Here is a 13,038-nt window from a genome sequence, read left to right as displayed (position 1 = left end):
ACAGATCAGGACGTCGCCAGCGGCAATCGCACCTCGAAGCGGCATCCGGGGCCGTGGTTCTGCACGCCGATCCGTCCCCGGTGTGCCTCCACCAGGCCCTTCGCGATCGCCAGGCCCAGCCCGCCGCCGCTGGTAGTGCCGCTGCGGTCGGGGGTGCGGGCTTGCGTGCCCCGGAAGGCGACGTCGAAGACCCGGTTGATCTCGTCGTCCGGAATCCCGCCGCAGCCGTCGTCCACCGCCAGCAGCGCCTGGTCGCCGTCGATGCCGATCTGCACGGCGACCGTGCCGTCCGGCGGCGTGTGCCGGATGGCGTTGGACACGAGGTTCCGCACGATCCGCGCCAGCTCCGGATCGCTGCCGGACACCACCGGCCACGCCGACGCGTTTTCCAGCACCCGCACGCGTTTGCGGTCAGCCACCGGTGCCTGCGCGGCGACCGCGTCGCTCACCACGTCGCGCAGCGGCACCGCCGACATGCTCAGTTCGAGTGCTCCCGCGGTGATCCGGGACAGCTCGAACAGGTCTCCCACCATGCCGGACAGTCGAGTGGTCTCGCCGCTGATGCGCTGGGCGTAGTCGGCCACCTCGGTGCGTTCCGAGACCACGCCGTCGGCCAGTGCCTCCGCCATCGCCTGGATTCCGGCTAGCGGGCTGCGCAGGTCGTGGCTGATCCACGCGACCAGTTCGCGCCGCGACGCCTCCGCCGCGCGTTCGCGTTCCCGCGCCTCGCGTTCCCACACGCTGCGCCGTGCGATGACCCGGCCCAGCACCATTGCCGCGGGCACCGCCACCAGTGCCACGAGCAGGCACACCAGCAGCTCGGTGGTCAGCGCCTCGGTGAACATGAAGCCGCTCACGCCGAGGATCCCGACCAGCATCGCGGCGACCGGGGTCAGCACGAGCGTGGTCATCGTGGTGGCCAGCGACCGGTGCCGCAGCAGGTAAAGCGCGAGCCCGCCCAGCGCCGCCACCGGCAAGGCGAACATCAAGGCGAGCGGCAGGATGTGCAGGACGTGGACGAACAGGTCCCACGCCGACTCGCCCGAGCCGATCACGGCTGTGTCCGGTCGTAGCGGTAACCGACGCCCCACACCGTGGCGACGCGGACCGGTTTGGCCGGGTCACGTTCGATTTTCTCGCGCAACCGCCGCACGTGGACAGTCACCGTGGACTGGTCGCCGAAGTCCCAGCCCCACACCTTCTCCAGCAGGTCAGCCCGGCTGAACGCGACGCCGGGATGGGAGAGGAAGAACGCGAGGAGATCGAATTCGCGCGTGGTCAGCGGCAGTACCTCGCCGTCGAGCGTCGCCTGGCGGGCGGTCATCTGGAGCCGGAGGTTGCCGTCCGTCAGTTCCGCCGCGGGCGGTTCGGGGCGCGGCATCCGGGCCCGGCGCAGCACGGATGCCACTCGCAACGTGAGTTCCTTGGGGCTGAACGGTTTGGTGACGTAATCGTCGGCCCCCAGCTGCAAGCCGGCGATCCGGTTTTCCTCCTCGCCGAGCGCGGTGAGCATGACGATCGGCACCTGGCTCGCCTGCCGCAGCCTCCGGCACACCTCCAGGCCGTTCAGGCCGGGCATCATCACGTCGAGCACCACCAGGTCCGGCACGCGCCGCGCGAACTGGTCGAGCGCCGCGGAGCCGTCACCGGCCAGGTCGACGGTGAAACCGGCGGTTTCGAGGTAGCGCCGGACGACGTCGCGCACGGTCTCGTCGTCGTCGACCACGAGCACGCGACCCGCTTGGTCCTCCATGCCTCACCTCACCAATTCGTCAGCAGCAGGTGGTTGACCGCGAGCGCGACCACCGCCTGTCCGGCCAGCCACCAGCGGCGGTGGCCCGCCGGGAGCAGCGCCGTGGCCGGGATCAGCCACGCGCCGAACGGTAGCCAGATCCGTTCTACCTCAGCCTTCGACAGGCCGGACGAATCAGCGAACACGATCGTGAGCACCGCGGCCAGCACGATCAGCAGCACCGGATCGCGGAGAATCGTCCGACGGGAAGGCAAGAAGATCGCGGTAGCCGTCCCCCGGCGGGCCGCCGCGACCACTGCCGGCCCGCACGCGACCGCCACCGCGGCCAAGTCGGCCCACACCCAGTAGGAATACGGCCGCACCAGCGCGACGCCCTGGTAGTAGCGCTCGACCACGAGGTGATAGCCGTCGAACCACCAGAAACCGGCGAGCGCGAACACCGCGACCACTGCCAGCGCGCCGATAACGGCGGCTGCCGCGGCACGCCATTGCCTGCCGAGCACAGCGACGGCCACCGCGATCAGGCCGAGCAGGACGAGGCCGTAGGAGAGGAAGATGCCGAATCCGATGAGAATCCCCGCCATCACCGCCGTGGGCCAGGCGTAAGCACGGCGCCTGCGGAAGCCCGCCGACGAAAGGGCGAGCAGCGCGATACCGGTGGCCGTCACGCCAGCGAAGAGGCCGTCCGCGGACACGCCCAGCCACACCGCGCCTGGGCTGAGCACGGCGAACGGCAGCGCCGCGCGGGCGGCGTCGGGACGGCCGAGGAGAGCGATCGTCGCTGGTACCGCGACCGCGACCAGCGCGGCCACCAGCACCACAGCGGTCGACGCCCAGGCACCGCCGCGGAGGCCGAGCCGGTCGAGCCAGACGAAAACGAGGGTCGCGCCGGGCGGGTGACCAGACACATGAGTGGTCCACGAGTTCGGCTGGAAATCGAGGATGCGAGAGGAGAACTCGCGGAGGAACCGCGGGATGTCCGTGATGCCGGGGACTTCGTGCAGGTACTCCTGCGGAGTGGTGAGCCGTCCGGTGAAGCCGCGCGTCCAGCCGTCCACCATGGCGAGGGAGAAGATCCAGCCGAGGGAGGCCAGGTAGCCCGCGGCCAGTGCTCGCCGCCACCGCAGCCGGGCGGCCAGGGCCGGGCCGTACAGGACGACACCGGCGGCGATCAGGACGGCGAACACCGAGCCCGGGCCGACGTGCGGCAGCCAATGCGCGAACAACGGCGGCGCGAACGCGTAGATCACCACGCCCGAGCCTGGCCGGTTGTAGTACACGCCAACCGCGGTCGCGGCGGTGATCACCACAAGGGTGACGCCGACCGTCACGAGGTCTGCGCGGAACCTGGGGCGGGCGGAAATCGGGGTGGGCGGCTCGGCGAGCCGGGCAGCCTTCGTCGACTCGCTCATCGCCGGTCACGATAACCCCGGGGACGGCGGTCCATCAGGGTTCGGGCGGATCCGTGAGAAGTCGGTAAGAACTTGCCGGACGTCAGGATTTGGTAAGCACAGCAAGGGTTCTGCACTGTCCTTTCCAGACTTACCGTACGCCTCGTGAACGAATTCGGAGTGGACGTCGTCCTCCCCTGCCTCGACGAGGCGGCCTCGCTGCCCGGCGTGCTCGCCAGTCTGCCGCTGGGGTATCGCGCGATCGTCGTGGACAACGGGTCGCGGGACGGTTCCCCCTGCGTCGCGGCCGCGCACGGCGCGAAAGTCGTCGACGAGCCGCGGCGCGGTTACGGGGCCGCCGTCCACACCGGGTTGGAGAACGCAACCGCCGACATCGTCTGTTTCGCGGATGCTGACGGGTCGCTCGATCTGGCTGAACTGCCGCGTCTGGTCGCCGCGGTCGCGGATGGTGCCGACCTCGCGGTCGGGCGACGGGTGCCGGTGTCTCGGGCGGCTTGGCCGTGGCACGCCCGAGCAGGCAATGCCGTCCTGTCGCTGCTGTTGCGGTTCCGTGGGCTACCGGTACGGGACATCGCGCCGCTGCGGGCGGTGCGGCGTCGGGAGTTGCTGGCTCTCGGCGTTGCGGATCGGGCGTTCGGCTATCCGCTTGAGCTGTTGGTGAAGGCGCAGCGCGCGGGCTGGGTGGTCCGGGAGTTCGACGTCGCTTACCGAGAACGGGCGGCGGGCACGAAATCGAAGGTATCCGGATCGGTGCGCGGCACGGTGCGGGCGGTGCGGGACTTCGGGCGGGTGCTGGTCCGATGACGTTCTGCCTGCTTGTGGTCGCGAAAGCGCCGGTGCCGGGGTTCGCGAAGACCCGGTTGTGTCCGCCCTCGACACCGGAACAGGCCGCGGAAATCGCCGCGTCCGCGCTCCTGGACACGCTGGACGCTGCGTTCGCCACCGACGGCGCGCTCACTGTGGTGGCGATGACGGGCGACCTCTCGGAGGCAGCGCGGGGTGCGGAAATCGGTCGAGCGCTGCGGAAGGCGACCGTGATCGCGCAGCGGGGCTGGGATTTCGGCACCCGGCTAGCCAATGCGCACGCCGATACCGCTGCGGTACACGCCGGTTTGCCTGTGCTGCAGATCGGTATGGACACGCCGCAGGTCTCCCCCGCGTTGCTGGCTTCGGCGATCGAGCCGGTCATCGCCGGAAACAGCAACGCGGTGCTGGGCGGCGCGGAAGACGGTGGCTGGTGGGGACTTGGGCTTGCCGATCCGCGGCAGGCACAAGTGCTCACTGGGGTACCGATGTCGCGGCCGGACACGGGGTTCCGTACTCGCGTGGCGTTGGCAGGCGCGGGTCTCCGCATTGGCGAACTGCCGATGTTGTCCGATGTGGACACCATGGAGGACGCGCTGCGGGTGGCCGCGCTCCGGCCGGACAGCAGGTTCGCCGCGGCGGTCGACGCGGTGGGGGTGGTGGCGTGAAACTCGCGACTGGGCGGGAATTCGATCGCGGGCTGCTTGGCCATCACTGCTGGCTGGAACTCGCGAACGGCGACCGGATTGAGCTTCCGGTCGGCCGTTGGGCGGACGGTTGCGGCGCGGGCGACGCCGTGCTGCTGGACGCGTGCAAGGGTCCGACGCTCGACGTCGGTTGCGGGCCTGGCCGACTTACCGCCGCTCTGACGCGTCGAGGCGTGGTGGCCCTCGGCGTGGACAGTTCGCCGATCGCGGTGCGGCTGACTCGACGGCGCGGAGCGAGTGCGTTGCAGCGCAACGTTTTCGCTCGCCTACCCGGTGAAGGGCGATGGAATCACGTGTTGCTGGCTGACGGCAACATCGGGATCGGTGGCGATCCCGATGCGCTGCTGCGGCGAGCGCGCGAACTGCTCACGCCGGACGGTGCCGTGCTCGTGGAACTGGAGGAACCCGGCCACGGCGTGCGCCGGGACCACGTCCGGCTGCGGCCGGATCCCGCTGGCGGGCGGTGGTTCACCTGGGCGTGGGTGGGAGTCGACGCCATCGCGGAAATCGCGGTGCGGACTGGGTTTCGAGTGGCGTGGACGACCAGCCGAGGGCACCGCTGGTTCGCGAAACTGGAACGCGCGTGAAACGCGGGCGGCTGGCTGCCGCGTGGCGCGGACTCGACGCCCGGATCACCGACGCGCAGGCCCACATTCCGAAGGCTGAGCAGTTCAAGGGCGGCGCGCACGGCGAGCGCGTGACGGCACGGGTCGGCAGTCTGCTCGGGCTCGCGTTCCTGATCTGCTTCGTTACTGGGCTGTTGAGCCACTTGATCCAGCACCCGCCGGAGTGGTTCTTCTGGCCGAGCCGACCGGTTTGGTTGTATCGGGTGACGCAGGGCGCGCACGTGCTGTCCGGGATCGCGGCGATTCCGTTGCTGCTGGCGAAACTGTGGAGCGTCTACCCGAAGCTGTTCGAGCGGCCGCTGGTGCGCTCGGTGCCGCATGCGGTGGAGCGGCTGTCGATCCTCGTCCTGTCCGGGGCGGCTTTCTTCGAGCTGAGTTCGGGATTGCTGAACGTCGCGCAGAACTACCCGTGGAATTTCTACTTTCCGCAGGTGCACTACGCGGTGGCGTGGGTCGCGATCGGGTCGATCCTGGTGCACGTCGCGGTGAAGCTCCCGGTGCTCCGGCGGGCGCTGACGCGGGAGCGTGCGCCCGCGCAGCCGCCCGGCCCTGGGTTGTCGCGCCGAAGATTCCTGGCCACCACGGGGATCGCGACTGGAGTCGCCGTGCTAGCCACCGCGGGTGCGACGGTTCCCGCGCTGCGGAACGTGTCCGGGTTGTCGTGGCGATCGGACAAGGGCCCGCAGAAGTTGCCGGTCAACCGCACGGCCGTGGCGGCGCAGGTGACACGGGCTGCGCAGGATCCCGGATGGCGGCTGTCCGTGGTGACTCCGGGCGGGACCCGCCAGTTCAGCTTGACCGAGCTGCGGGCGTTGCCGCAGACCACTGTGGACTTGCCGATCGCGTGCGTCGAAGGATGGAGCCAGATGGCGACGTGGCGCGGCATCTCGTTCCCGGACCTGCTGCGCGCCGCGGGCAGCTCACCCGGCGTGGCCGTGCGGGTGTCGTCGCTGGAGAAGACCGGGCTGTACGGCGTCAGCGTGCTGCCTGGCGAGCACACCGCCGACCCGCTCACGGTGCTGGCGCTGGAGCTGAACGGCGAGGTGCTGAACCTCGACCACGGCTATCCGTGCCGCGTGATCGCGCCCAGCCGGCCCGGCGTGCTGCAGACCAAGTGGGTCGCGAAGCTGGAGGTGCAGTGAAGACCGCGCGGATCCTGCTGGGGCTGCCCGGATTGGCGGCGTTGGCGTACGGGGTCGTGCTGTTTCTCGACTATGCAGGACCGGCCTGGCCGGACAGCGGCACGACGTTGCTGTGGATCGGTGGCGGTCCGATCGTCAACGACGCGGTGTTCACTCCGGCCGCCGGATTGGTTGGCTTGCTGCTCGCGCGGGTCCTGCCGCGGCCGTGGCGAGGGCCGATGCAAGTCGGGGCGGTGCTGACCGCGGTGCTGGGTTTCGTGGGGCTCCCGCTGCTGTGGCGGGCTTACGGGGTGCCGCCGAAGCCTGGGCTGCACGACGGGAACACGTGGCTGGGGCTGCTGGCGACGCTCGCTGTGGTGTGGGGTGTCGTCCTGGCGGTCTCGATCGTCCGGATTGTCCAGGTCCGGCATCGGGCGGCGCAGAAAATTCGGCCGCGCGTACGCAGTTGACCTGGCTTTTCTTCTGGTACCGGAATTTTCCCGCGGATTCGGCGTTTGGCTCGGTGTGCGCGTGGGCACCCCACCGCACGCGGAGAGGCTCTCCGTGCCGAGTCGGAGGCGGCACGGAGAGCCTCTTCGTGTTTCGTGCGGGAGCCGGTTTTCCGGCGCTGGACACTAAAAACGGCCACGCGCGACCGGCTTTTCTGCTCCGGTCGCGCGCGGCCTGCAAAGGTTCGGCCCCAGCGCGGACAGGGGGTCGAGCCGTGGCTGGTCTCGGCCGCGCCTCGGCGGCCGAGCGATCTAGTTGGCCGGCACCGCCTGCCCGCCGAGGGTGACCTGCACCGTGCGTCCGTCGGCGAGGGTGAAGGTCGCCTGGTCGTTCGGGGCGCGCGTGCGGATCGCGGCGACGAGCGTGTTGGCGCTGTCGATGACGCGGTTGTCGATCTTGGTCACCACGTCGCCGGACTTCAGGCCCGCCTTCTCCGCCGGGCTGCCCGGCGTGATGTCGCCGAGCTGGGCGCCGCCCTGGGGCGCGTCGGTGACCTTCGCGCCGATGAACGTCTGGGTCGCGTGGCCGGTCTTGATGATGTCCTGCGCGGTGCGGCGCGCCTGGTCGATCGGGATGGCGAACCCGATGCCGACGTTGCCGCCCTCGCCGCCGCTGCCCTGGCCGCGGCCCGAATTCGGGCTGTAGATAGCCGAGTTGATGCCGATGACCTGGCCGCTCATGTTCGACAGCGGACCGCCCGAGTTGCCGGGGTTGATCGCGGCGTCGGTCTGGATCGCGTCCATCACCGTGGTCTGGTCGGTCTCGTCGCCGCCCGCCTGCACCGGGCGGTGCAGCGAGCTGACGATGCCCGAGGTGACCGTGCCGGTCAGCTCGTACGGCGAGCCGATGGCCACCACCTGCTGCCCGACCCGCAGGTCGTCGGACCGGCCCAGCTCGACCGGCGTGAGGTTGCTGACGCCGGACACCTTCACCACGGCGATGTCCGTGGTCGGGTCCCGGCCGACGACCTTCGCCGCGGCCTTCTTGCCGTCCTGGAACACGGCCTGGATCTGGCCGCCGTTCGCGGCGACCTGGACGACGTGGTTGTTGGTCAGGATGTAGCCGTCGCTGCTGAGCACGAAACCGGAGCCCTCGCCCGCCGCGGTCCGGCCGGATACCTGCAGTTCGACCACGCTCGGCGACAGCTTCTGCGCCACCGATTCGACCGAGCCGGCGGGCACGTTGCCGGTCTGCTGCGCGGGTTTCGGCGCGTCGAGCGCGCTGACCGACGAACCGGATCCGCCGGTGAGGTACCCGACGGTCCCGCCCGCCACGCCGCCGATCACGAGCGAGATCGCGGCGACGCTCGCGAGGAGCTTGCCCGCCGAAGCCTTCTTCTCGCGCTGCGCGGGGACGCCGTACACCGAGGTTCCCGGTGCGCCGTAAGGATTGGCCGGTGCTCCGGCGGGCGGAGTGTTGGGTCCGCCGGGGTACTGGCTGCCGTACGGCTGACCCGCCGCGGACTGCTGGGCACCGGGGATCGAACCGCTGTGCGGGGCGGCCGCGCCTTGGGCCGACCACGGATTCGGCGTCGCTCCACCCGGAGCGGCGGCCCCGTACGTCGGAGCGGCGCCGTACTGACCCGCAGGCGCTCCGTACGCGCCGGAAGCGTCGCCGCTCGACGTGCCGGAGCCCGACGTCCCTGCCGAGCCCTCAGCAACCGAACCGTACGAGGCAGTCGAACCAGTCGCGCTGGCGGCTGACTGTCCCGCGTCACCGCCGGTCGAGCCTGCGGAAGAGGGTTGCTCCGGCTGAGCCGGGGTCTGCTGCCAAGCCGCCTGGCCCTCGGCGCCCGGCTGGGCGCCCGGGTCCTGGCGACCCGCCGCGGAGTCTGGCACGTGGGGGTCGTTCTCGGTCATGTCCTCACCTAAGCGGCCGGGCCTGAGAGGTTCCTGAGTCGAACCTGTGTTTCGTAGATGAGTATGCCGCGAGTCGCCGTCAGCCTGCCGAGCGAAGCCGCTCCGCGATCTGCTCCGGGGTGGCGTCGTTGATCCAGACCGCCATGCCCGACTCGGATCCGGCCAGGTACTTGAGCTTGTCCTTGGCCCGCAGCACCGAGAACAGCTCGAGGTGCAGCCACGACAGCTCCCGGTCCCGCCGCACCGGTGCCTGCTGCCAACCGGCGATGTAGGGCAGCGGCCGGTCGTACAGCGCGTCGCACCGGCGCAGCACGTCCAGGTACACGCGGGAAAAGTCGTCGCGTTCGGCGTCGGTGAGCGACGGGAGGTCCGGCACCTGCCGGTGCGGCACGATCTGGACGTGCACCGGCCAGCGCGCGGCCGGCGGCACGAAGGCCGTCCAGTGCTCGCCGGTGGCGATCACACGCTCACCGGATTTCTGTTCCGCCGCCAGCACGTCGCCGAGCACCGATCCGCCGTGTTCGCGCGCGACCGCCAGCATCCGCTCGGTCTTCGGCGTGACGAACGGGTAGCCGTAGATCTGGCCGTGCGGATGCGAGAGCGTGACGCCGATTTCCTCGCCGCGGTTCTCGAACGGGAAGACCTGTTCCACGCCAGGCGTCTGCGCGAGCGCGGCGGTGCGGTCGGCCCAGGCGTCCACGACGAGCCGCACCTGTTCCGGGGTCAGCCGGGAGAACGCGCCGTCGTGGTCGCTGGTGAAGCACACGACCTCGCAGCGGCCGAGGCCCGGCGCGGTCGGCACCAGACCCAATCCGTCCACAGTGGACGAATCGCCGGTCGCCTGCTGCGAGAACGACGGGAACCGGTTCTCGAACACGACCACGTCGTAGTCGGCTTCGGGGATTTCGCTCGGCTTGTTCGGCCGGGTCGGGCAGAGCGGGCAGAGGTCGGCCGGAGGCTTGTACGTGCGCGTCTGGCGGTGCGCCGCCATCGCGACCCACTCGCCGGTCAGCGGGTCGCGGCGGATCTCCGAGGCCGCTGCGACCGGCGGCAGGTCCCGGGTGTCGGCGGCGAGCCGCTCGTGGGCGTCGGTGTGGTCGAAATAGATGATCTCCCGGCCGTCGGCCAGGTGCCGCACAGTGCGTTTCACGCTTCTTCTGCCTCGAGGTTCTCCGCCGTTTCGGCGATCATGAGTTCTCCGACCCGCTCCGCGAGGTCCTCTCGCGCACGGTCGTCCAGTCCGTCGTCGGTCACCACGACCTGGGCTTCTTCCAGGTCCGCGATCGTGGAAATGCCGACCGTGCCCCACTTCGTGTGGTCGGCGAGCACCACGAGCCGCCGTCCGGCCTCCACCAGCGCGCGGTCGGTCTCGCTTTCGGTGAGGTTCGGGGTGGTGAACCCGGGCCCTACCGCCATCCCGTGCACGCCCAGGAACACCAGGTCGAGGTGCAGCGTCCGCAGGCTTTGCACGGCGACCGGGCCGACCAGCGCGTCCGACGGGGTCCGCACCCCGCCGGTGAGGACCACCGTCCGGTCCGGCTGTCCCGCGTTGCGCAGCACGTCCGCGACCTGGATCGAGTTGGTGACGATGGTGAGGCCCTCGATGCCGTCGAGCGCGTGCGCGAGCGTCCAGGTGGTGGTGCCGGCGGACAGCCCGATCGCGGTGCCCGGCTTGACGAGGGTGGCCGCCAGTTCGGCGATGGCTTCCTTCTGCGCGCGCTGGCGCACCGATTTCGCCTCGAATCCCGGCTCGTCGGTGCTCTTGCCGACCAGCGACGTCGCACCGCCGTACACCTTCTCGACCAGGCCCCGGCCCGCGAGCACGTCGAGGTCGCGGCGGACCGTCATGTCGGAGACGCCGAGCCTCGCGACGAGGTCACTGACCCGGACCGCACCGGTCCGGCGTGCTTCCTCGAGGATCATCGCCTGTCGCTGCCGCGCGAGCACCGCCACTCCCCAAGCACACCCATTAACTACACAAAATCCTACACGATTCAACATCAGGGGTGCGCGACGTGCAGATCATTCGTCCCCCTGCCGGGCGACGGCCATGCGGGGCGGGCGGTTCAGGCGACGGGCGCCCCAGGTAGCCGGATGGTGAGCAGAGCCCCGCCCTCCGGTGCCCGATTGGCGTAAACCGTGCCGCCGTGCCTTTCGGCGGCGTGCTTCACGATCGCCAGTCCGAGGCCGGATCCGGGCAGGGTGCGCGCCTCCGACGAGCGGTAGAACCGGTCGAACACCTTGGGCAAGTCCTCCTCGGCGATGCCCGGACCGGAGTCCGCGACCTCGACCACCGCGGTGCCGTCGCCCAGCGGACGCAGCGTGACCCGCACCCGCGAACCCTGCGGCGAGAACTTCACCGCGTTGTCCAGCAGATTCAGCACCGCCCGTTCGAGCGAGCTGTTGTCGCCGGTGAGCACCCACGGCTGCAGCGAGACCTCGAACTCGATCTCGCCTGCCCGGCGGCGCGCCCGGTCGAGCGCCCGCTCGACCACCTCCATCAGGTCGACGCGTTCGGCCTGCTCGCGCGGTTCGTCCTGCCGTGCCAGCTCCACCAGGTCGCCGATGAGCTGGGTCAGCTCGTCGAGCTGGCCGCGGATGTCGGCCTCGATGTCGGCGCGGTCCTCGTCCGGCAGCGACGGCGCGCCGGGACGGCTGGCCGACAGGAGCAGTTCCAGGTTGGTGCGCATGGAGGTCAACGGGGTGCGCAGCTCGTGCCCGGCGTCGGCGACGAGCTGCCGCTGCCGTTCCTGCGAGTCCGCGACCGTGCCGAGCATGATGTTGAAGCTGTGCGTGAGCCGGGCGAGTTCGTCGTCGCCGCTCACCGGGATCGGACGCAGGTCGCCGGTCGCGGCCACCCGCTCGGCCGCCGACGTCAGCCGGTCGACGGGGCGCAGCCCGGCCCGCGCGACCGCCGTGCCCGCGCCCGCGGCCACCACGATTCCGGCCCCGCCGACCAGGAACAGCACCACGGACAGCTGGTTCAGCGCACGCATCGTCGGAGCCATCGACTGCGCCAGCACGATCGCCTGCCCGTGCCCGAGCGGCACCGCGACCACTCGCATCCCGGTGGTCGCGTCCGTGCGCAACGACTGGGGCAGCAGACCAGTCGCCACGCGCATCTCGGCCGGGCCGACCGGCGGCCGCGTGCCCGGCTGCGGATAGATCAGGTCGCCGGTGATGCCGTTGAGCTGGCCGATCTGCAGGTCGGCGCTGGCGAGCAAGGCGCCAGGCACCTCGCGCAACTGGTCGGTCGGCACCTGCGGCGAATTCGCCGCGGCTTGCGCGCGGGCGAGCAGGTTGTCGTCGAGCTGGGTGAGGAGGTTGTTGCGCACCACCAGGTACGCGCACAGGGAAACGAGCGCCACCGCACCCGCCACGCACGCGGCGGCCAGCAGCGTGACGCGGCCGCGCAGCGAGAACCGGCGGGTGCTCCACCGGGTGCCCCGCGGATCGGGGACCTCCCCCGCCGGCGCGGCCTGCTCGCCCGCCGGGTGATCGGTCACGGCGGGGTCTCGCGCAGGACGTACCCCACTCCACGCACCGTGTGGATCAGCCTCGGTTCGCCCTCCGCCTCCGTCTTGCGGCGCAAATAGCCGACGTAGACCTCCAGCGCGTTGCCCGACGTCGGGAAGTCGTAACCCCATACTTCCTCCAGGATCCTTCCGCGGGTCAGCACGTGCTTGGGGTACGAGAGGAACAGCTCGAGCAGCGCGAACTCGGTGCGGGTGAGACTGATCTCGCGGCCGCCGCGGCGGACCTCGCGAGTGCCCGGGTCGAGCGTGAGGTCGGCGAACGACAGCACCTCCGACGTCTCGCCCTGCTGAGCGTCCGGCGCGGCGCGGCGCAGCAGCGCGCGCAGCCGGGCGAGCAACTCCTCCAGGGCGAACGGCTTGGGCAGATAGTCGTCGGCGCCGGCGTCGAGGCCGGAGACCCGGTCGGAAACGGTGTCGCGCGCGGTCAGCACGAGAATCGGCAGGTCATCGCCGGTGCTGCGGAGCCGGCGAGCCACTTCGAGCCCGTCCAGGCGCGGCATCATCACGTCGAGGACCATCGCGTCCGGCCGGTTGGCGAGGATCGTCTCCAATGCCTGCGCACCATCGCTCGCGAGCTCCACGGTGTAGCCGTTGAACTCCAAAGACCGCCTGAGCGATTCACGGACGGCACGGTCGTCGTCCACTACGAGGATGCGCATGCGGCCAGTCTTACGCAGAGTGCTGAGACCCGCCTAAGAACACACGCAGAA

At 70.6% G+C, this 13,038-nt stretch carries 13 protein-coding genes; 5 read left to right on the top strand and 8 right to left on the bottom strand.

The features are described 5' to 3' along the window. Window positions 1-5: 5 nt before the first annotated feature. From F9C11_RS11795 to F9C11_RS11785, 3 genes are read right to left on the bottom strand one after another with little or no spacing between them, the layout of a single operon-like run. On the bottom strand, window positions 6-1,055 hold the full coding sequence (locus F9C11_RS11795) for a sensor histidine kinase (RefSeq protein WP_409184897.1): 1,050 nt from the start codon (window positions 1,053-1,055) through the stop codon (window positions 6-8). After that, window positions 1,052-1,753: a response regulator transcription factor gene (locus tag F9C11_RS11790; protein ID WP_409184896.1), complete on the bottom strand. Its 702-nt coding sequence runs from the start codon at window positions 1,751-1,753 to the stop codon at window positions 1,052-1,054. Before F9C11_RS11790 ends, F9C11_RS11795 begins: the two co-directional genes overlap by 4 nt. A gap of 8 nt (window positions 1,754-1,761) precedes the next feature. Beyond that, window positions 1,762-3,165 (bottom strand): hypothetical protein, encoded by a 1,404-nt coding sequence (locus F9C11_RS11785; protein WP_409184895.1) that lies wholly within the window; start codon window positions 3,163-3,165, stop codon window positions 1,762-1,764. A gap of 159 nt (window positions 3,166-3,324) precedes the next feature. Here F9C11_RS11785 and F9C11_RS11780 point away from each other — a divergent pair, with 159 nt between their 5' ends. Genes F9C11_RS11780 through F9C11_RS11760 form a run of 5 tightly spaced genes read left to right on the top strand, consistent with a single transcriptional unit; the run spans window position 3,325 to window position 6,893 of the window. After that, window positions 3,325-3,969: a glycosyltransferase family 2 protein gene (locus tag F9C11_RS11780; RefSeq protein ID WP_409186880.1), complete on the top strand. Its 645-nt coding sequence runs from the start codon at window positions 3,325-3,327 to the stop codon at window positions 3,967-3,969. After that, the gene (locus F9C11_RS11775) at window positions 3,966-4,637 is read left to right on the top strand and encodes a DUF2064 domain-containing protein (protein ID WP_409184894.1); all 672 of its coding nucleotides are present in this window, start codon (window positions 3,966-3,968) and stop codon (window positions 4,635-4,637) included. Before F9C11_RS11780 ends, F9C11_RS11775 begins: the two co-directional genes overlap by 4 nt. After that, window positions 4,634-5,263 carry a methyltransferase domain-containing protein gene (locus F9C11_RS11770; RefSeq protein WP_409184893.1) on the top strand — a complete coding sequence of 210 codons (630 nt, stop codon included), beginning with the start codon at window positions 4,634-4,636 and terminating at the stop codon, window positions 5,261-5,263. Before F9C11_RS11775 ends, F9C11_RS11770 begins: the two co-directional genes overlap by 4 nt. Before the next feature lie 44 nt (window positions 5,264-5,307). Continuing rightward, complete coding sequence (locus tag F9C11_RS11765) at window positions 5,308-6,444, top strand: molybdopterin-dependent oxidoreductase (RefSeq protein WP_409186879.1); 1,137 nt, start codon at window positions 5,308-5,310, stop codon at window positions 6,442-6,444. Beyond that, entirely contained in the window at window positions 6,441-6,893 is a 453-nt protein-coding gene (locus F9C11_RS11760; protein WP_409184892.1) for a hypothetical protein, read from the top strand. Before F9C11_RS11765 ends, F9C11_RS11760 begins: the two co-directional genes overlap by 4 nt. Window positions 6,894-7,184: 291 nt before the next feature. Here the strand turns inward: F9C11_RS11760 and F9C11_RS11755 are convergent, their stop codons facing one another. From F9C11_RS11755 to F9C11_RS11735, 5 genes are all read right to left on the bottom strand, one after another. Next, window positions 7,185-8,792, bottom strand: coding sequence for a trypsin-like peptidase domain-containing protein (locus F9C11_RS11755; protein ID WP_409184891.1), 1,608 nt, complete (start codon window positions 8,790-8,792; stop codon window positions 7,185-7,187). 79 nt (window positions 8,793-8,871) lie between these two features. Next, window positions 8,872-9,942 carry a galactose-1-phosphate uridylyltransferase gene (gene galT, locus F9C11_RS11750; RefSeq protein ID WP_409184890.1) on the bottom strand — a complete coding sequence of 357 codons (1,071 nt, stop codon included), beginning with the start codon at window positions 9,940-9,942 and terminating at the stop codon, window positions 8,872-8,874. Beyond that, window positions 9,939-10,739 (bottom strand): DeoR/GlpR family DNA-binding transcription regulator, encoded by an 801-nt coding sequence (locus F9C11_RS11745; protein WP_409184889.1) that lies wholly within the window; start codon window positions 10,737-10,739, stop codon window positions 9,939-9,941. The genes galT and F9C11_RS11745 overlap by 4 nt, the downstream gene beginning before the upstream one ends. 119 nt (window positions 10,740-10,858) lie before the next feature. Next, a complete protein-coding gene (locus F9C11_RS11740; RefSeq protein WP_409184888.1) occupies window positions 10,859-12,298 on the bottom strand; it encodes an ATP-binding protein in 1,440 nt (479 codons plus the stop codon). Further along, the gene (locus tag F9C11_RS11735) at window positions 12,295-12,987 is read right to left on the bottom strand and encodes a response regulator transcription factor (protein WP_009083592.1); all 693 of its coding nucleotides are present in this window, start codon (window positions 12,985-12,987) and stop codon (window positions 12,295-12,297) included. Before F9C11_RS11735 ends, F9C11_RS11740 begins: the two co-directional genes overlap by 4 nt. Between the last annotated feature and the right edge of the window lie 51 nt (window positions 12,988-13,038).

It is taken from the genome of Amycolatopsis sp. VS8301801F10 (assembly GCF_046195355.1).
GTDB lineage: Bacteria > Actinomycetota > Actinomycetes > Mycobacteriales > Pseudonocardiaceae > Amycolatopsis.
Note: the sequence above shows the minus strand (reverse complement) of the source record. Positions and strands in the feature narration are given on the sequence as shown.

Coding starts and splice junctions, on each gene's coding strand:
- F9C11_RS11790 (WP_409184896.1), bottom strand. CDS start 1,753: ATGGAGGACCAAGCGGGTCGCGTGCTCGTGGTCGACGACGACGAGACC.
- F9C11_RS11785 (WP_409184895.1), bottom strand. CDS start 3,165: ATGAGCGAGTCGACGAAGGCTGCCCGGCTCGCCGAGCCGCCCACCCCG.
- F9C11_RS11775 (WP_409184894.1), top strand. CDS start 3,966: ATGACGTTCTGCCTGCTTGTGGTCGCGAAAGCGCCGGTGCCGGGGTTC.
- F9C11_RS11735 (WP_009083592.1), bottom strand. CDS start 12,987: ATGCGCATCCTCGTAGTGGACGACGACCGTGCCGTCCGTGAATCGCTC.
- F9C11_RS11755 (WP_409184891.1), bottom strand. CDS start 8,792: ATGACCGAGAACGACCCCCACGTGCCAGACTCCGCGGCGGGTCGCCAG.